Raw genomic sequence first — 16529 nt, 5'->3', positions numbered from 1 at the left:
GGGGGCACTTCGCTTGCCCGGCCTGTAACAAAGGGTTATTTACCGCTTTTCACCTTGGTCCACGCACGGGTACGTACGCGGTCAATTTTTGGATCCTGGACTTTCAGGGTGAAGAGCTTGGCGAACACATCCGCTGGCGGATAGATAGCCGGGTTATTACGGATTTCTTCGCTCACCAGCGGCACGGAGGCCTTGTTACCGTTCGCGTAGTAAACGTGGTCGCTGATGTGGGCGATCACCTCAGGACGCATCAGATAGTTGAGGAACTGATACGCTTCATCTTTGTTTTTCGCATCAGCCGGCATCGCGAAGACGTCGAAGAAGGCCAGCGCCCCTTCTTTCGGAATGAAGTAGGAGACGTTCACACCGTTTTTCGCCTCTTTCGCGCGGTTAGCCGCCTGCCATACGTCCCCTGCCCAGCCAATCGCGACGCAGATGTCGCCGTTCGCCAGGTCGTTGATGTACTGAGATGAGTGGAAGTAACGAATGTTTGGACGCAGCTTCAGCAGCAGATCGGTCGCCGGGCCAGTGTAATCATCGGCTTTATTGCTGTTCGGATCTTTGCCCAGGTAGTTCAGCACGGTTGCGAAAATCTCTTCCGGCGCATCGAGGAAGGAGACGCCGCAGCTTTTCAGCTTCTCAAGGTTTTCCGGCTTCAGCACCACGTCCCAGCTGTCCAGCTTGACGTCCGGGCCCAGCGCGGCTTTGACTTTATCGACGTTGTAGCCGATACCGGTAGTCGCCCACAGGTAAGGCATGGCGTATTTATTGTCCGGGTCGTGCTTGGCCACCAGCTTCAGCACTTCCGGATCGAGATTTTTCCAGTTCGGTAACTTGCTCTTATCCAGCGGCTGGAAGACGCCTGCCGTCAGCTGACGCTCGAGGAAGCTTGCGGAAGGCACCACGAGGTCAAACCCGGTGCTGCCCGCCATCAGTTTTCCTTCCAGCACTTCGTTGGAATCGAACACGTCATAGACGACTTTAATGCCGGTCTCTTTTTCAAAATTCGCCACCGTGTCCGGCGCAATATAGTCAGACCAGTTATAAACGTGCAGCGTTTTTTGTTCCGCAGCGAGCGTGCCGGCAGAGACGGCCATCAGAGCACCCGCAACCAGACCCGATAACCATTTTTTATTCAAGGCGATCATAGTGTTATTCCTTCTGAAAGCTCGTTAACAAACGAACTAAAACTGTGCAATCTGAATGTATGCAAAAATCATGCATAGTTTGTCGCTCTGCTCAAAATAAAAAGAAACCTCTTTACCCGGCAGCTTCCGCTCGCTTTTTGAAGCATCGCAAGAATAACTGTAGCCCGTGTCCCCGGCTATAGCCCAGACGAAAAAACGCCTTTTATCAATTTTTTATGCAGGTTAAGTCTACGTGATAAGCCGAAACGGCCTTCAGGGAGGTGAATAATTCTTTAAAGAAAGGTTAAAAGCAGCAGAAAAAATGGCCTTCTGCAGCCGCTATGGCAGCGACTGCGCAAAAGTCAGACAGGCTTAGTGAAGAAAATTGGGAGATGCATCATTATTCTCTGCATCATCTTCCGCGCTATACAGCAGATGGTGTGCATTGGCTTCCATCATGACCATCGAAATTTGCTCTTCGCTCAGGCGCATAAACCATGAGAACTGCTTGAACGACAGCCCGGCACCGGAGAATAAAGACTGGCAAACGACCAGTTTTGGCAGATTATCATCCTGTATGTCGAGAAATGCTTTCACCGTCAAAGAACTGGCGTTAATCGCTGACAGGTCGGAAGCCAGCGCCAGCAGCGCAGAGGGCTTCACTTCGGCCAGCGCGGAGAAAAGGATCACGTCGTTAATCAGATCGATTTTGGCATCGAAAATGCCGTCGAAATTCTGCATATGAGGCAGATGCAGCGCCTGGCAGGAATCGCATTCGAAAAACGTAATTCCCGCATCATCAAGCCATTGACGTAACGTATCCAGTGTAGGTACGACCTGTAAATCCATCGCGTTGCAGCCTCTTTAATAAAAACTTCGCATAGGGTACTTAAAAAGCGCGCGGTAATCCATTTAACCACCCGTTTTCAGACAGTAGCCCGGCGTCGCATGACGCTCGATCCATAAGATCATTTTACCCGCAATATCGACCCCTGTGGTTTTTTCCACGCCTTCAAGCCCCGGCGAGGCGTTCACTTCCATAACCAGTGGCCCTCGCGTCGCCCGTAGCAGGTCTACGCCTGCCACGTCCAGCCCCAAAGTCTGCGCCGCTTTGACGGCAATTTCCCGCTCCTGGTCGCTGATATCGGCGATTCTGGCAATGCCGCCGCGGTGAAGGTTAGAGCGGAAATCGCCCTCTTTGGCCTGGCGCTCGATGGCCGCCACCACCTCGTTTCCCACCACGAAACACCGGATGTCGCGCCCTTTGGCCTCTTCAATGTACTCCTGCACCAGAATATGGGCATTCAGCCCGCGGAAGGCGTCAATCACGCTCTCCGCTGCCTGACGCGTCTCCGCCAGCACCACGCCAATGCCCTGTGTGCCTTCCACCAGCTTGATCACCAAAGGGGCACCGCCCACCATGTCGATCAGATCGCTGGTGTCGTCCGGTGAATGGGCAATCCCGGTGACGGGAAGATCGATCCCCTGGCGCGCGAGCAGCTGCAGCGAGCGCAGCTTGTCGCGGGCGCGTGAAATGGCGACGGATTCGTTGAGCGGATAGCTGCCCAGCATCTCGAACTGGCGCAATGCAGCGGTGCCGTAAAAGGTTATCTGGGAGCCGATGCGGGGGATCACCGCATCAAAGTGCGGCAGCTTGCGGCCTTTGTAGTGAATCGACGAGGCGGCAGGGTCAATGTTCATATAGCAGGACATCGGGTCGAGGATCTCAACCTGATGTCCACGTTTCGCCGCCGCTTCTCGAAGACGCTTACATGAATAGAGCGTTCCATCCCGGGACAATATGGCAATTTTCACCCTGCACCTCTCTGAAGACATGGAAAAAGCCTGCGTATCATATACGCAGGCAGGCGCAGGATAAATGGACTATCGCGTAGCCCAGCCCTGTTTGTGCAGATAATCAAGAATAAACGGGCGATTTTCTTTAATGATGGTGCGGCGAATATGGTCAGTCCAGGTGTCGCGACGGTTATTGCTGCCGCGCGTCAGGTAGTAGTTCGCCAGCTCTTCATCGTATTGATTCAGGACGTCCTGATCGACCGGCTGGTAGTGGTTTTCATGCACCAGCATCGCCGCAGGAATGCGCGGCTTCAAATCCGGGTTATCCGCCGGCCAGCCCAGGCACAGGCCAAACAGCGGCAGCACGTGTTTTGGCAGCTTCAGCAGGTCGGTCACGCTTTGAATGTTGTTACGCAGGCCTCCGATGTAGACGCCGCCTAATCCCAGCGACTCCGCCGCCGTAAAGGCGTTTTGCGCCATCAGCGCGGTATCCACCACGCCCAACAGCAGCTGTTCGGCCAGCCCGAGCTCGGCCTCAGGGCAGATCTGCAGGTGGCGGTTAAAGTCGGCGCAGAATACCCAGAACTCGGCTGCCTGAGCCACATGCTTCTGCCCGCCGGTCAGCGTCACCAGCTGTTCACGCATGGCCGGGTCGGTAATGCGGATAATGGAGCTGCACTGCAGGAAGCTGGAACTTGAAGTCGCCCTTGCGCTGTTAATAATCGCTTCGCGCTGCGCATCGGTAATCGGCTCATCGGTGAAGTGGCGAATGGAACGATGGGAAAGGAGCAGGTCTATGGTTGGCGTCATCTTGTCTCTCTTTGTCTTGCTTAATACGTATGGCAGCCAGTATAGGCAATGATATGCGCGGTGTAATTGGCGAAACATAGCTCATAGATATTATAACGACAGGCGAAACCTTCTTTTATGACGACAGGTTATGGGGCACTATACGTGTCATTCGCCGTCAGGCTTGTTTTTTGAGGAGAGAGAAATGTTTGCAGTAATTTTTGGTCGTCCAGGGTGCCCTTACTGTGTGCGCGCGAAAGAGCTGGCTGAGAAACTGACCGAAGAGCGCGATGACTTCAACTTCCGCTACGTGGATATCCACGCGGAAGGCATCACGAAAGCGGATCTCGAAAAAACCGTCGGTAAGCCGGTTGAAACCGTACCGCAGATCTTCCTCGATCAGAAACACATCGGCGGCTGCACGGACTTCGAAGCTTACGCCAAAGAGCACCTGGGCCTGTTTGCTGCCCAGTAATGAAAGGACGCCCTCACCGAGAGGGCGTTTTTATTTGTGGTGCCGTCGGCGTTGAAGCAGACTGCGCACAAATAAGTAGCAGAGCGCGCCAAGGGCGCACCAGAATACGGCGCTCATCAACCACGCCAGCTCCTGCCAGAAACTTCGCGTTGAAACATACAGCATGCGCATCAGCAGCAGACACAGCGGTGCCGCCAGCATGGCGCCAATTAGCGGCTTGACCACTTCCCCTTTACGGGAAAGAAAACTGGCTGCCGCTCCCGGCAGGGTAAAAAAGAGCAGCCCCAGCTCCGGGTGTCCGGCAGCCCTGAATGCCCCTTTCAGATTAAAAGCGAGCGACATGCACACGACGGTAAACAGCAAAAAGCAGCTGATCACCCCCGCCCAGTTTCGTTTAATGTTCAAACTATCCTCCTGACTTATCTCTATCAAATACAGCTTCGTCGGGTAGACGCCCGGTCAGATAAAGCAATGCGGCAATCCTTGCCAAAGTACGCACAGGGTGATGCGATAATAGGTAGCTGTCAGTAGCTAATGCGATTAAACTACACGCCAGCTAATGTTTTAGGGAATAAAGCAGGAAACAGGGAGCGTTAACGCCTTTCCCTGACCCAGAAAACAGTAGCCCAAATAGTCCTTTCATTCAACAACTTACTGGTAAACAAGAAGTTAGCCTCCGTGAATATAAACGTCGCAGACTTGTTAAATGGGAATTACATCCTGTTATTATTTGTGGTACTGGCGCTGGGCCTTTGCCTGGGTAAATTGCGCCTGGGTTCAGTTCAACTTGGTAATTCCATTGGCGTTTTAGTCGTCTCCTTATTATTAGGTCAACAGCACTTCAGCATTAACACGGACGCGCTCAACTTAGGTTTTATGCTGTTTATTTTTTGTGTTGGCGTGGAAGCGGGACCGAACTTTTTTTCAATTTTCTTCCGCGACGGCAAAAATTATCTGATGCTGGCGCTGGTGATGGTCGGCAGCGCGCTGCTGATCGCGTTAGGACTGGGTAAACTGTTTGGCTGGGATATCGGGTTAACGGCCGGTATGCTGGCAGGTTCGATGACCTCCACCCCGGTGCTGGTGGGTGCCGGTGATACCCTGCGTCATTCCGGCATGGCCGGCGCACAGCTTTCTGCCGCACTCGACCACCTGAGCCTGGGCTATGCCCTGACCTATCTGATTGGTCTGGTGAGCCTGATTGTCGGCGCACGCTATCTGCCAAAACTGCAGCATCAGGATCTGCAGACCAGCGCCCAGCAAATCGCCCGCGAGCGCGGTCTGGATACCGATTCCAAACGTAAAGTCTATCTCCCGGTGATCCGCGCCTATCGCGTTGGGCCAGAGCTGGTCGCATGGGCAGACGGCAAAAATCTGCGCGAGCTGGGGATTTACCGCCAGACGGGCTGCTATATCGAACGTATCCGCCGCAACGGCATTCTGGCGAACCCGGACGGCGATGCGGTGCTGCAGATGGGCGACGACATCGCGCTGGTGGGTTACCCGGACGCCCACGCCCGTCTCGACCCGAGCTTCCGTAACGGCAAAGAAGTGTTCGACCGCGACCTGCTCGACATGCGTATCGTCACCGAAGAGATCGTGGTGAAAAACCATAACGCCGTTGGCCGCCGCCTGGCGCAGCTGAAGCTGACCGACCACGGCTGCTTCCTCAACCGCGTGATCCGCAGCCAGATTGAGATGCCTATCGACGACAACGTCGTGCTCAACAAAGGCGACGTACTGCAGGTTAGCGGCGACGCACGACGCGTGAAAACCGTTGCCGACCGCATCGGCTTTATCTCCATTCACAGCCAGGTCACCGACCTGCTGGCCTTCTGCGCCTTCTTTATCGTTGGCCTGATGATCGGGATGATCACCTTCCAGTTCAGCAACTTTAGCTTCGGCATCGGTAACGCCGCCGGGCTGCTGTTTGCCGGGATCATGCTGGGCTTCCTGCGAGCCAACCACCCGACCTTCGGCTACATTCCGCAGGGCGCGCTGAACATGGTGAAAGAGTTCGGTCTGATGGTCTTTATGGCGGGCGTGGGCTTAAGCGCGGGAAGCGGTATCGGCCACAGCCTGGGCGCCGTCGGCTGGCAGATGCTGGTGTCCGGACTGATCGTCAGCCTGGTGCCGGTGGTGATCTGCTTCCTGTTCGGCGCCTACGTGCTGCGCATGAACCGCGCCCTGCTCTTTGGGGCAATGATGGGCGCGCGTACCTGTGCGCCAGCCATGGAAATCATCAGCGATACCGCACGCAGCAACATCCCGGCGCTGGGCTATGCGGGCACATATGCTATAGCTAACGTGCTGCTGACGCTGGCGGGTACGCTGATTATAATCATCTGGCCTGGACTCGGATAACTCCTAAGTTTGCGCGCGGGGAAAATATTTTCGTTACGCGCAGAACTTTTTTATCAGGGGGCAGTCATAACTAGTGCCACTGCTTTTCTTTGATGTCCCCAATTTGTGGAGCCCATCAACCCCGCCGTTTTGGTTCAAGGTTGATGGGTTTTTTGTTGCCTGAAATTCACCTTCCTCTATTCTTTTCTTCTCTCTTGCCACGAAAACACATATGATTAAACATATATAAAATCACACCTGCAGGAAATCCCATGATCCACCCGCTCCAGCTCTTCAAAACCCTCTCCGACGAAACGCGGCTCGCCATCGTCATGCTGCTCCGCGAAGCGGGCGAGCTGTGCGTCTGCGATCTCTGCGCCGCGACCGCCGAGTCGCAGCCGAAGGTCTCCCGCCACATGGCGCTGCTGCGCGAGTCCGGGCTGGTTATCGATCGCCGTGAAGGGAAATGGGTCCATTACCGTCTCTCTCCCAACATGCCTGCGTGGGCGGCAGTCGTTATCGACAACAGCTGGAACTGCCTGCGGGAAGAGACGCGCATGAAGCTGAAAAACCGACTTTCAGGCTCGTGTTGATAACAATACATTCACAAAAACAGATATAACGGAGTAAGCGATGTTTCTGGCAGGAGCGATTTTTTTATTCACATTGGTACTGGTCATCTGGCAGCCCAGGGGACTCAGTATCGGCTGGAGCGCGACCATCGGTGCCGTGCTGGCGCTGGCCAGCGGCGTGATTCACATTAACGATATACCTGTGGTGTGGAATATCGTCTGGAACGCTACGGCGACGTTCATTGCCGTCATTATCATCAGCCTGCTGCTGGACGAGTCCGGCTTTTTCGAGTGGGCGGCGCTGCACGTCGCCCGCTGGGGGAACGGTCGCGGGCGATTGCTGTTTACTTATATCGTGCTGCTGGGTGCAGCCGTGGCGGCGCTGTTTGCCAATGACGGCGCGGCGCTGATCCTGACGCCTATCGTCATCGCCATGCTGCTCGCGCTGGGGTTCAGCAAGCAGGCCACGCTGGCGTTTGTGATGGCGGCGGGCTTCATCGCCGATACCGCCAGCCTGCCGCTGATTGTGTCCAACCTGGTCAACATCGTGTCGGCAGACTTCTTTAAGCTGGGGTTCAGCGAATACGCCTCGGTGATGATCCCGGTAGATATCGCCGCGATTGCCGCAACTCTGGTCATGCTGCATCTGTTCTTTCGCAAGGAAATCCCCCCGAAATATGACCTGGCAAAACTCCGCGAGCCCACTCGGGCCATTCACGATCTCCCGACGTTCAGAACGGGCTGGATTGTGCTGCTGCTACTTCTCGTCGGCTTCTTCGTACTTGAACCGCTCGGCATTCCTGTCAGCGCCATTGCGACCGTCGGCGCGCTGATTTTATTCGCCGTCGCAAAACGCGGACATGCGATAAACACCGGAAAAGTGCTGCGCGGCGCACCGTGGCAAATCGTGATCTTCTCGCTGGGGATGTATCTGGTGGTGTACGGCCTGCGCAATGCCGGGCTGACGGAATATCTCTCAGGCGTACTGAATAGCCTGGCCGGACACGGACTGTGGGCCACCACGCTGGGAACCGGGTTTATCACTGCGTTTCTCTCATCCATAATGAACAATATGCCCACGGTGCTGATTGGCGCGCTCTCCATCGAGGGCAGTACGGCGACAGGATTGATTAAGGAAGCGATGATTTACGCCAACGTGATTGGCTGCGATCTGGGGCCGAAAATCACGCCTATCGGCAGCCTCGCCACCCTGCTCTGGCTCCACGTGCTGGCGCAGAAGAACATGACGATCACCTGGGGCTACTATTTCCGGACGGGCATCATCATGACGCTGCCGGTCCTGTTTGTGACGCTCGCCGCGCTGGCGCTACGTCTCTCCTTCACACTGTAATGAGCCACTGATATGAGCCACATCACCATTTATCACAACCCGGCCTGCGGAACCTCGCGCAACACGCTGGAGATGATCCGCAACAGCGGCACCGAGCCAGAGATTATCCTCTATCTGGAAACCCCGCCGTCGCGCGATACGCTGACCGCTCTGATTGCCGAGATGGGCATTTCAGTGCGAGATCTGCTGCGTAAAAACGTGGAGCCCTATGAACAGCTCGGCCTTGCTGAAGATAACTTCACCGACGAGCAGCTTATCGATTTTATGCTGCAACACCCGATCCTGATTAACCGTCCGATCGTGGTGACGCCGCTGGGCACCCGCCTCTGCCGCCCGTCTGAAGTCGTCCTCGACATCCTGCCGGATGCGCAGAAAGGGGCGTTTACGAAAGAGGATGGCGAAGCGGTGGTGGACGCCAGCGGGAAAAAAATCGAACACAGGTGAAACTGGCAGGGCGAGCGATACCTAAGGGTTCTCCTCGCCCGCAATTCTCCCCACCATCGCCCGGATCTCTTCGCGGGATAGCGGCGCCCGGTCGGTGACGTAGTGCAGCGTCATTCCTTCAATAAAGGCATCCAGCGCGCGGGTGGTCACCGGGTCGAACCACTGCTCGAGCGTTGTCTGGCTCATCTTCATCCAGTCCTGCATCACCGTTTTGAGCGCCGCGCTGCGGTGCATAAAAGCGTAAAGCTGATACATCAGCGCCATGTTGTGCGGCGTGGTCACCTGCGAGCTGTGGATCAGCGTGGTGATGGCTTCGCACGCCATTTCCGGCCCGTTGACGCCCGCAAAGAAATCCCGATACTGCTGCGACATCTGGCGGGTAAACCACGTGAAGGCCTCCTCCAGCAGCGGCTCCATACCGTCGAAATAGTAGGTCATCGACCCCAGCGGCACGCCCGCGCAGGTGGCGATTTTCCGGTGCGTGACGGCGTGAATACCGTGTTCAGCAATGGTGTCGAGGGTCGCCTGCAGGATTTTTTCCCGGCGATGCGGATCGTTGGGTGGTCTGCTCATCATTTCCTCACCTGGTTTGTGTACAAATGTACACAAACTTGCTAGTGTTGTCGCTATTGTTGTACTTCTGGTGCTACCCCAATGACGCTGACCTCTTCCCGCAAAGCCCTGCAGCTCCGCATGTGGGCGCTGTTTATGTTCTTCTTTATTCCCGGTCTGCTGATGGCCTCCTGGGCCACGCGCACCCCCGCCATTCGCGACATTTTGTCCGTCTCTACAGCTGAGATGGGTATCGTGCTGTTTGGCCTGTCGATAGGCTCCATGAGCGGCATCCTCTGCTCCGCGTGGCTGGTGAAGCGCTTCGGTACGCGGGCGGTGATCCGCACCACCATGTGCTTCGCGGTGTTCGGGATGATCGTGCTCAGCGTCGCGCTGTGGTTTGCCTCACCGGTGCTGTTTGCGCTGGGGCTGACGGTATTTGGCGGCAGCTTCGGTTCGGCGGAAGTTGCCATCAACGTTGAAGGAGCGGCTGTCGAGCGTGAGATGAACAAAACCGTGCTGCCGATGATGCACGGTTTTTACAGCCTCGGCACGCTGGCCGGTGCGGGCGTGGGAATGGCGCTGACGGCCACTGGCGTGAGCGCCAATCTGCATATCCTGCTGGCAGCGCTGGTGTGCATCATTCCGATTCTGACCGGCATCCGGGCGATCCCGGACGGCACAGGTAAGAACTCCGCTGACGAACAGCACTCGGCCGAAAAAGGGCTGCCCTTCTACCGCGACTTCCAGTTGATGCTGATCGGCGTGGTGGTGCTGGCTATGGCCTTCGCCGAAGGGTCCGCCAACGACTGGCTGCCGCTGCTGATGGTAGACGGTCACGGCTTTAGCCCGACCTCCGGCTCGCTGATTTACGCCGGGTTTACGCTGGGGATGACCGTCGGGCGCTTCACCGGCGGCTGGTTTATCGACCGCTACAGCCGCGTGGCGGTGGTGCGCGCCAGCGCCCTGCTGGGCGGCCTGGGTATCGCGATGATCATCTTTGTGGATGTGGACTGGATTGCCGGCGTCTCGGTGATCCTCTGGGGGCTGGGCGCGTCCCTCGGCTTCCCGCTGACCATTTCAGCCGCCAGCGATACCGGCCCGGATGCCCCGACGCGCGTCAGCGTGGTGGCAACCACGGGCTATCTCGCCTTCCTGGTCGGGCCGCCGCTGCTTGGCTTCCTCGGCGAGCACTACGGGCTGCGCAGCGCCATGCTGGTGGTATTAGGGTTGGTCATCATCGCGGCGCTGGTGGCGCGCGCGGTGGCAAAGCCGGAAACGAATCAAACGACACTGGAGAAGGGATATGAGCGTTAAACTGATCGCCGTCGACATGGATGGCACATTCCTGAGCGATGCCAAGACCTACAATCGCCCGCGCTTTCTGACGCAGTACGCCCGCATGAAGGCGCAAGGCATTCGCTTCGTGGTCGCCAGCGGCAACCAGTTCTACCAGCTGATCTCCTTTTTCCCGGAGATTGCGCATGAAATTTCATTCGTCGCCGAAAACGGCGGCTGGGTCGTAAGTGAGGGTGAAGACGTCTTTAACGGTGAACTGTCGAAAGCCCATTTCGAGACCGTTGCGAACGTGTTAAGCGACGTTCCCGGCATTGAGATTATCGCCTGCGGGAAGAGCAGCGCCTACACGCTGAAGTGCTATGACGAAGGTTTTAAGGGTATCGCGGCGAAGTACTATCACCGTCTGGAAATGGTCAGCGATTTCGACAACCTGAACGATATTTTCTTCAAGTTCGGGCTCAACGTGTCTGACGATGAAATTCCGCGTATTCAGGCGCTGCTGCATGAAAAGCTGAGTGACATCATGGTGCCCGTCACCACCGGTCACGGCAGTATCGACCTGATCATACCCGGCGTGCATAAGGCTAACGGCCTGCGGATCCTGCAAAAGCGCTGGGGCATAGACGATAGCGAAGTGGTGGCCTTCGGCGACAGCGGCAACGACGTGGAGATGCTACGCCAGTCCGGATTCAGCTTTGCGATGGCGAATGCCAGACCGCATATCAAAGCGGCGGCGCGTTTTGAAGCGCCGCACAATAACGATGAAGGCGTGCTGGATGTGATTGATAAGGTGCTGGATGGAGAGGCACCGTTTAATTAACACCGTGCGGTCTGGTGCCCTCACCCTACCCCTCTCCCACAGGGAGAGGGAATAAACAGTTAAGGTTGCAGGGCGTTTCCGACGCGTTTGTCTTTCAGGAACACCACCATCAGGGCAACCCACAGCACGCCGTTGGCGAGGTTAAACAGGCTGAACAGCCCGTTGCCGCCCATCGCGTAGGCATGCTTGCTCACCTCGATACCGACGGTAAAAATCAGCATCTGCAGCATCCCCATCGCCGCGGAGACCGTGCCTTTACTCATCTCGCTGGCGAACAGCGTCAGGCGCACCAGACCGGCGTTGGCCACGCCAATCCCGAAGGCGTAAATGCTCAGCCCTGCCGTCATCCACAGATAAGCGTGTGATGACGCGACGGTCGCCACCGCCGCCAGAATCAGCCCTGCCGCAATCGGCCAGCCGCCCATGATAATAAGCGAACGCACGGTGCGGCGTGACGTCAGACGTGCCAGCACCAGGTTGCCGATAATCAGCGCGCCAAAGATCGGCACCTGCAGCAGACCATACTCATAGCTGCTGAGCTTTTCGCCGCTGATGATAATAACCGGAGACTGGGCGATCCACGCCAGCAGCGGCAGGCTAACAAACCCGGTCGCCAGCGCGCCCGCCACAAAGCGGCCATTCTTCAGCACTTCTTTATAGTCCCGACCCAGCTCTTTCAGCGAGAGTTTCTCGCCGATGCGGGTGGCCGTTTCCGGCATCGCCCGGTGCAGACCAAAGAACGCGATGGCGGCGAGAACGGCAAACAGCACAAACATCCCTTCCCATGGCGCCATATGCACCCACGCGGCACCCACCAGCGGCCCGAGTAAGGGGGCAATGAGCGCCACGTTCGCCATCAGCGCGGTAATTTTGATACACACCGCCTCTTCAAACGATTCCTGAATGGCGGCATACCCCACGGCGCCGATAAAGCACAGGCTCACCCCCTGCAGGAAGCGCAGCAAGGTAAATTGTTCAATGTTTTGCGCCAGCAGCGTGGCAAGACAGGTGACGATAAACCACACCACGCCCGTCAGCATCACCGGACGGCGGCCAATGCGATCCGACAGCGGGCCTAACAGCCACTGCAAAAACATGCCGCCGGCCAGATAGGCGGTCATGGAGGTCGGTACCCACTCGATTCCGGCGTTGTACTGCGCCACCACGGCCAGCATACCGGGCTGGATCATATCGTTGCCGATATAGGTAGAAAATTCGTAGAGCACCAGACACAGAGGGAAAAGCAACGCCTGACGACCCAGACGTGAACCAGAAGAAGAACGGTTTAACATGCAATCTCTTTATAATGACAAAATCGCGACGAGTGTAATGAAATGCCGCAGCCCGAGATAGTGATTTATCGAAGATAAACAGAAATAAAGCACATATCGTCTTCGTTTAAGGTTTCCTTAAGTTGACACTTTTATGATAGCCCCATTACTCGTCAACGACCCCAAATCATGGCACTTACCTCCAGCCGTTCAGAATTGTCTAAGTTACAGACAAATAAGACAAAACGCCTTTACCGCTTACCGTCCCGCTTTTATGGTTATCAGCTTTTCATACTGATTGCCCTTGCCGTGGTATTTACGTGGCTATCGCGCAATGAAGCGCTCGACAGATGGATTACCGGCTTTTGGTATGACGCGGCGACGCAGAGCTTTCCGCTGCAGAAAGACCACCTGCTGGATCTGCTCAACCACCGACTGGCGAAGTACATTGCCATCGCCTTTGGCGCCGTGGCGCTGGTTTACGGCGCCTACAAGCGTAACGCAAGGCTGGTTACGGCAGCGCTGCTGATGGGCGTTGGCGCGCTGGTGGTGGGCCTGCTGAAAAGCATGAGCCATCACAGCTGTCCGTGGGATCTGGTGGAATATGGCGGGAAGGCCGTGTCCTACCCCCTGTTCAGCGCCATTCCTGCTGACAGCGGTCCGGGGCGCTGTTTCCCCGGCGGTCATGCCTCCAGCGGCTTTATGGTGATGGGGCTGTTTTTTGCCTTCTGGCGCGAACGTCCGCGTCTCGCCTGGTGCTTCGTCGCGCTGGGCGTGGTGTTAGGTCTGGCGATGGGCTTCGGTCAGGTCATGCGCGGGGCGCATTTTTTCTCTCACAACCTGTGGGCCGGGTGGTGGGTCTGGTTTTCCCAGGTGGTGGTCTACGGGCTGATTTCCACCCGGTTTGCTAAAGAGTGATAACGCTATGCTAGAGAATCTGAATTATCAGCTGTTTAATCTGATCAACGCCACACCGGCCTCGCCCGAGTGGATGATCGACTTTGCCACCTTTCTGGCAAAAGACCTGATCGGTATCGTGCCCGCGCTGGCAACCATCCTCTGGCTGTGGGGGCCTCGTAGCCAGGTGAAAGCACAGCGCAAGCTGGTAATCAAAGTGGCGATGGCTCTCGGCGTAAGCGTCCTGGTGAGCTACATTCTGGGCCACGCGTTCCCGCACGATCGTCCGTTTGTCGATCACGTCGGCTATACCTTCCTGCATCATGCGCCGGATGACTCGTTCCCGAGCGATCACGGTACGGTGATCTTCACCTTTGCGCTAGCCTTCCTGTTCTGGCATCGCCTGTGGTCTGGTTCGGTGCTGATGGTGGTCGCCGTGGCCATCGCCTGGTCTCGCGTTTACCTGGGCGTCCACTGGCCGCTGGATATGGTGGGCGGCTTCCTGGTCGGGCTGATTGGCTGCGTGAGCGCGGCTATCCTGTGGAGCCTCTTTGGTGAAGCGCTCTACCGCACGCTGTCATCACTCTATCGCGCCATTTTCGCTATCCCGATCCGCAAAGGCTGGATACGTGACTAACCCCAACCTGACAGGTTACACTTGAACCCCCGCCCTGCGGGGGTTCACTTTTTTATCCCGAGGAACTATGGAAACACGTCGCGATGACCGCATTGCTCAGCTGCTACAGGCGCTGAAGCGCAGCGATAAGCTGCATCTTAAGGAAGCCGCCAACCTCCTCGGCGTCTCAGAGATGACCATTCGTCGGGATCTTAACAGCGAAAGCGCGCCCGTCGTGCTGCTGGGCGGGTATATTGTGCTTGAGCCGCGTAGCGCCAGCCATTATCTGATCAGCGACCAGAAGACGCGCCTGGTGGAAGAGAAACGCAAAGCCGCCCGGCTTGCAGCCTCGCTGGTACAGCCGCACCAGACGCTATTTTTTGATTGCGGCACCACCACGCCGTGGATTATCGAGGCCATCGACAGCAGCATTCCTTTTACTGCCGTGTGCTACTCCCTGAACACCTTTCTGGCGCTTCAGGAGAAACCCGAGTGCCGGGTGATCCTGTGCGGCGGCGAGTTTCACGCCAGCAACGCCATCTTTAAGCCGCTCAACCTGCAGGACACGCTCAGCAATCTCTGCCCGGATATCGCGTTTTATTCCGCGGCGGGCGTCAACGTGCGCCAGGGCGCAACCTGCTTTAACCTGGAAGAGCTGCCGGTGAAGCACTGGGCATTAAGCGCCGCGCAGTACCATGTTCTGGTGGTCGATCACAGCAAGTTTGGTAAGGTCCGTTCGGCAAGAATGGGCGAGCTGGCGCAGTTCGACGCCATCGTCAGCGACTGCCGCCCGGACGACGAGATTGTGGCCCACGCGAAGGCGCAGCAGGTGAAATTGATGTATTAAGAGGGTGCGGTCTGATGCCCGCACCCCAGCCCTCTCCCACAGGGAGAGGGAGAAAACCCATCAGGTTTAGCTGAACCAGCTGCCGAACCACCCGTGGAATTTCATCATCACGAAATCCCACATCCGGCTGAAGAAGCCGCCCTCTTCGACCGCTTCCATTACAATTAACGGACGCTGTTCAATTGATTTACCGTTTAGCTGGAAATCAATCGTCCCGACTACCTGACCTTTTTTCAGTGGCGCGGTGAGCTGCGGGTCGGTCAGGGTGTAGCTGGCCTTCAGGTTTTTCAGCTGACCACGCGGAATGGTCACCGAGCCCGCCTCACCCGCGCCCAGGTTCACTTCGCTCTTGTCACCAAACCAGACGCGCTGGCTGACGAACGTGGCATCCGGTTTAATCGGCGTCACGGTTTCATAGAAGCGGAAGCCCCACGTCAGCAGTTTTTCTGACTCATTAAAGCGAATACGGTCGGTTTTGGTGCCCAGCACCACCGAAATCAGGCGCATGTCGCCCTGGGTCGCGGAGGCCACCAGGTTATAGCCCGCGCCCGCCGTGGTGCCGGTTTTCATTCCGTCCACGTTAACGTTGCTGCTCCACAGCAGGCGGTTGCGGTTCGGCTGACGGATTTTATTGAAGGTAAACTCTTTCTCTTTGTGGATGGCGTATTCATCCGGCACGTCGTGGATCAGCGCTTTCCCCAGCAGCGCCATGTCGCGCGCGGTACTGAACTGTCCCGGTGCATCCAGACCGTGAACCGTTTTGAACGTGGTGTTGGTTAAGCCCAATTTCTGCGCGTAGCCATTCATCAAACCAATGAAAGAATCCTGACTGCCGGCAACGTAATCGGCCAGCGCGATACATGCATCATTTCCCGACTGAATAATTACCCCTTTGTTCAGATCGGAAACGGAGACCTGATCCCCCGGCTTCAGGAACATCACCGAAGAGCCCCGCAGCGCCGGGTTGCCGGTCGCCCAGGCATCCTTCCCGATGGTGACCATATCGTCCAGCTTGATCTTGCCCGCTTTCAGCGCCTGGCCGACCACATAGCTGGTCATGATTTTGGTCAGGCTTGCCGGATCGAGTTTCTCATCTGCATTACCTTCCGCCAGCACTTTACCGCTGGAATAATCCATCAGGATCCAGGCGCGCGCGTCCACAGGCGGCGCTTCGGGCGCAGCCTGCTCAGCTGCGTAGAGAGTTGGTGCAAACAGGAAAAGGAGCGCAGAGCCTGTCGCAAGGCTGCGCAGAGAAGTCATTTTACGCGTCATAAATGCCACCCGAGTGTCCATTCAAAAATTACGTCACATCACCGTGTCGCAAGAAGC

The 16529-nt window shown here is 56.7% G+C and carries 18 protein-coding genes; 10 read left to right on the top strand and 8 right to left on the bottom strand.

Annotated elements, in window-relative coordinates; all coding sequences use genetic code 11:
• Window positions 1-35 precede the first annotated feature (35 nt).
• The 4 genes from potF to nfsA all read right to left on the bottom strand — a co-directional run bounded on the left by potF (window position 36) and on the right by nfsA (window position 3734).
• Window positions 36-1148, bottom strand: coding sequence for a spermidine/putrescine ABC transporter substrate-binding protein PotF (potF, locus tag ACW9E7_RS05600; RefSeq protein WP_008503444.1), 1113 nt, complete (start codon window positions 1146-1148; stop codon window positions 36-38).
• 351 nt (window positions 1149-1499) lie between these two features.
• Window positions 1500-1976 (bottom strand): YbjN domain-containing protein, encoded by a 477-nt coding sequence (locus tag ACW9E7_RS05595; protein ID WP_014169308.1) that lies wholly within the window; start codon window positions 1974-1976, stop codon window positions 1500-1502.
• A 63-nt stretch (window positions 1977-2039) separates the two neighbouring features.
• Window positions 2040-2942, bottom strand: a complete 903-nt coding sequence (gene rimK / locus ACW9E7_RS05590) for a 30S ribosomal protein S6--L-glutamate ligase (protein ID WP_111963877.1) — start codon at window positions 2940-2942, stop codon at window positions 2040-2042.
• 69 nt (window positions 2943-3011) lie between these two features.
• Complete coding sequence (gene nfsA, locus ACW9E7_RS05585; protein WP_111963876.1) at window positions 3012-3734, bottom strand: nitroreductase NfsA; 723 nt, start codon at window positions 3732-3734, stop codon at window positions 3012-3014.
• A 184-nt stretch (window positions 3735-3918) separates the two neighbouring features.
• On the opposite strand from nfsA, the gene ACW9E7_RS05580 reads away from it, so the two are divergent.
• Window positions 3919-4188, top strand: a complete 270-nt coding sequence (locus ACW9E7_RS05580) for a GrxA family glutaredoxin (RefSeq protein WP_006809455.1) — start codon at window positions 3919-3921, stop codon at window positions 4186-4188.
• 30 nt (window positions 4189-4218) lie between these two features.
• On the opposite strand, the gene ACW9E7_RS05575 is transcribed toward ACW9E7_RS05580, so the two are convergent.
• Complete coding sequence (locus tag ACW9E7_RS05575) at window positions 4219-4593, bottom strand: inner membrane protein YbjM (RefSeq protein WP_111963875.1); 375 nt, start codon at window positions 4591-4593, stop codon at window positions 4219-4221.
• A gap of 273 nt (window positions 4594-4866) precedes the next feature.
• Between ACW9E7_RS05575 and ACW9E7_RS05570 the strand changes: the two genes are divergently transcribed.
• The 4 genes from ACW9E7_RS05570 to arsC all read left to right on the top strand — a co-directional run bounded on the left by ACW9E7_RS05570 (window position 4867) and on the right by arsC (window position 8898).
• Complete coding sequence (locus tag ACW9E7_RS05570; RefSeq protein ID WP_111963874.1) at window positions 4867-6552, top strand: aspartate:alanine antiporter; 1686 nt, start codon at window positions 4867-4869, stop codon at window positions 6550-6552.
• 251 nt (window positions 6553-6803) lie between these two features.
• Complete coding sequence (locus ACW9E7_RS05565) at window positions 6804-7124, top strand: metalloregulator ArsR/SmtB family transcription factor (RefSeq protein ID WP_133294072.1); 321 nt, start codon at window positions 6804-6806, stop codon at window positions 7122-7124.
• A gap of 40 nt (window positions 7125-7164) precedes the next feature.
• Entirely contained in the window at window positions 7165-8454 is a 1290-nt protein-coding gene (locus ACW9E7_RS05560) for an arsenic transporter (protein ID WP_023310925.1), read from the top strand.
• 12 nt (window positions 8455-8466) lie between these two features.
• A complete protein-coding gene (gene arsC / locus ACW9E7_RS05555; protein WP_047173479.1) occupies window positions 8467-8898 on the top strand; it encodes a glutaredoxin-dependent arsenate reductase in 432 nt (143 codons plus the stop codon).
• Between the two features lie 21 nt (window positions 8899-8919).
• Here arsC and ACW9E7_RS05550 read toward each other — a convergent pair whose 3' ends face one another.
• Window positions 8920-9471 (bottom strand): TetR/AcrR family transcriptional regulator, encoded by a 552-nt coding sequence (locus tag ACW9E7_RS05550; RefSeq protein ID WP_458728370.1) that lies wholly within the window; start codon window positions 9469-9471, stop codon window positions 8920-8922.
• Between the two features lie 81 nt (window positions 9472-9552).
• Between ACW9E7_RS05550 and ACW9E7_RS05545 the strand changes: the two genes are divergently transcribed.
• Both ACW9E7_RS05545 and ACW9E7_RS05540 read left to right on the top strand, forming a co-directional pair.
• Window positions 9553-10767 carry an MFS transporter gene (locus ACW9E7_RS05545; RefSeq protein ID WP_127730188.1) on the top strand — a complete coding sequence of 405 codons (1215 nt, stop codon included), beginning with the start codon at window positions 9553-9555 and terminating at the stop codon, window positions 10765-10767.
• Complete coding sequence (locus ACW9E7_RS05540) at window positions 10757-11569, top strand: Cof-type HAD-IIB family hydrolase (RefSeq protein ID WP_458727378.1); 813 nt, start codon at window positions 10757-10759, stop codon at window positions 11567-11569. Before ACW9E7_RS05545 ends, ACW9E7_RS05540 begins: the two co-directional genes overlap by 11 nt.
• Before the next feature lie 59 nt (window positions 11570-11628).
• Here ACW9E7_RS05540 and ACW9E7_RS05535 read toward each other — a convergent pair whose 3' ends face one another.
• On the bottom strand, window positions 11629-12861 hold the full coding sequence (locus tag ACW9E7_RS05535; protein WP_111963868.1) for an MFS transporter: 1233 nt from the start codon (window positions 12859-12861) through the stop codon (window positions 11629-11631).
• A 168-nt stretch (window positions 12862-13029) separates the two neighbouring features.
• Between ACW9E7_RS05535 and ACW9E7_RS05530 the strand changes: the two genes are divergently transcribed.
• The 3 genes from ACW9E7_RS05530 to deoR all read left to right on the top strand — a co-directional run bounded on the left by ACW9E7_RS05530 (window position 13030) and on the right by deoR (window position 15200).
• On the top strand, window positions 13030-13758 hold the full coding sequence (locus tag ACW9E7_RS05530) for a phosphatase PAP2 family protein (protein ID WP_248173142.1): 729 nt from the start codon (window positions 13030-13032) through the stop codon (window positions 13756-13758).
• Window positions 13759-13765: 7 nt separating this feature from the next.
• A complete protein-coding gene (gene ybjG / locus ACW9E7_RS05525; RefSeq protein ID WP_325848044.1) occupies window positions 13766-14374 on the top strand; it encodes an undecaprenyl-diphosphate phosphatase in 609 nt (202 codons plus the stop codon).
• A gap of 67 nt (window positions 14375-14441) precedes the next feature.
• Complete coding sequence (gene deoR / locus ACW9E7_RS05520; RefSeq protein WP_008503427.1) at window positions 14442-15200, top strand: DNA-binding transcriptional repressor DeoR; 759 nt, start codon at window positions 14442-14444, stop codon at window positions 15198-15200.
• 66 nt (window positions 15201-15266) lie between these two features.
• Here deoR and dacC read toward each other — a convergent pair whose 3' ends face one another.
• Window positions 15267-16472: a serine-type D-Ala-D-Ala carboxypeptidase gene (gene dacC, locus ACW9E7_RS05515; protein WP_059446479.1), complete on the bottom strand. Its 1206-nt coding sequence runs from the start codon at window positions 16470-16472 to the stop codon at window positions 15267-15269.
• Between the last annotated feature and the right edge of the window lie 57 nt (window positions 16473-16529).

The sequence above is a fragment of the Enterobacter sp. H2G27 genome (assembly GCF_054403075.1).
The sequence above is the reverse complement of the archived record's forward strand: the minus strand, read 5'-3'. Positions and strand labels throughout refer to the sequence as shown.

Coding starts and splice junctions, on each gene's coding strand:
- ACW9E7_RS05550 (WP_458728370.1), bottom strand. CDS start 9,471: ATGAGCAGACCACCCAACGATCCGCATCGCCGGGAAAAAATCCTGCAG.
- ACW9E7_RS05595 (WP_014169308.1), bottom strand. CDS start 1,976: ATGGATTTACAGGTCGTACCTACACTGGATACGTTACGTCAATGGCTT.
- ACW9E7_RS05560 (WP_023310925.1), top strand. CDS start 7,165: ATGTTTCTGGCAGGAGCGATTTTTTTATTCACATTGGTACTGGTCATC.
- arsC (WP_047173479.1), top strand. CDS start 8,467: ATGAGCCACATCACCATTTATCACAACCCGGCCTGCGGAACCTCGCGC.
- dacC (WP_059446479.1), bottom strand. CDS start 16,472: ATGACGCGTAAAATGACTTCTCTGCGCAGCCTTGCGACAGGCTCTGCG.
- ybjG (WP_325848044.1), top strand. CDS start 13,766: ATGCTAGAGAATCTGAATTATCAGCTGTTTAATCTGATCAACGCCACA.
- ACW9E7_RS05565 (WP_133294072.1), top strand. CDS start 6,804: ATGATCCACCCGCTCCAGCTCTTCAAAACCCTCTCCGACGAAACGCGG.
- ACW9E7_RS05545 (WP_127730188.1), top strand. CDS start 9,553: ATGACGCTGACCTCTTCCCGCAAAGCCCTGCAGCTCCGCATGTGGGCG.
- deoR (WP_008503427.1), top strand. CDS start 14,442: ATGGAAACACGTCGCGATGACCGCATTGCTCAGCTGCTACAGGCGCTG.
- potF (WP_008503444.1), bottom strand. CDS start 1,148: ATGATCGCCTTGAATAAAAAATGGTTATCGGGTCTGGTTGCGGGTGCT.
- ACW9E7_RS05540 (WP_458727378.1), top strand. CDS start 10,757: ATGAGCGTTAAACTGATCGCCGTCGACATGGATGGCACATTCCTGAGC.
- ACW9E7_RS05535 (WP_111963868.1), bottom strand. CDS start 12,861: ATGTTAAACCGTTCTTCTTCTGGTTCACGTCTGGGTCGTCAGGCGTTG.
- ACW9E7_RS05530 (WP_248173142.1), top strand. CDS start 13,030: ATGGCACTTACCTCCAGCCGTTCAGAATTGTCTAAGTTACAGACAAAT.
- ACW9E7_RS05580 (WP_006809455.1), top strand. CDS start 3,919: ATGTTTGCAGTAATTTTTGGTCGTCCAGGGTGCCCTTACTGTGTGCGC.
- nfsA (WP_111963876.1), bottom strand. CDS start 3,734: ATGACGCCAACCATAGACCTGCTCCTTTCCCATCGTTCCATTCGCCAC.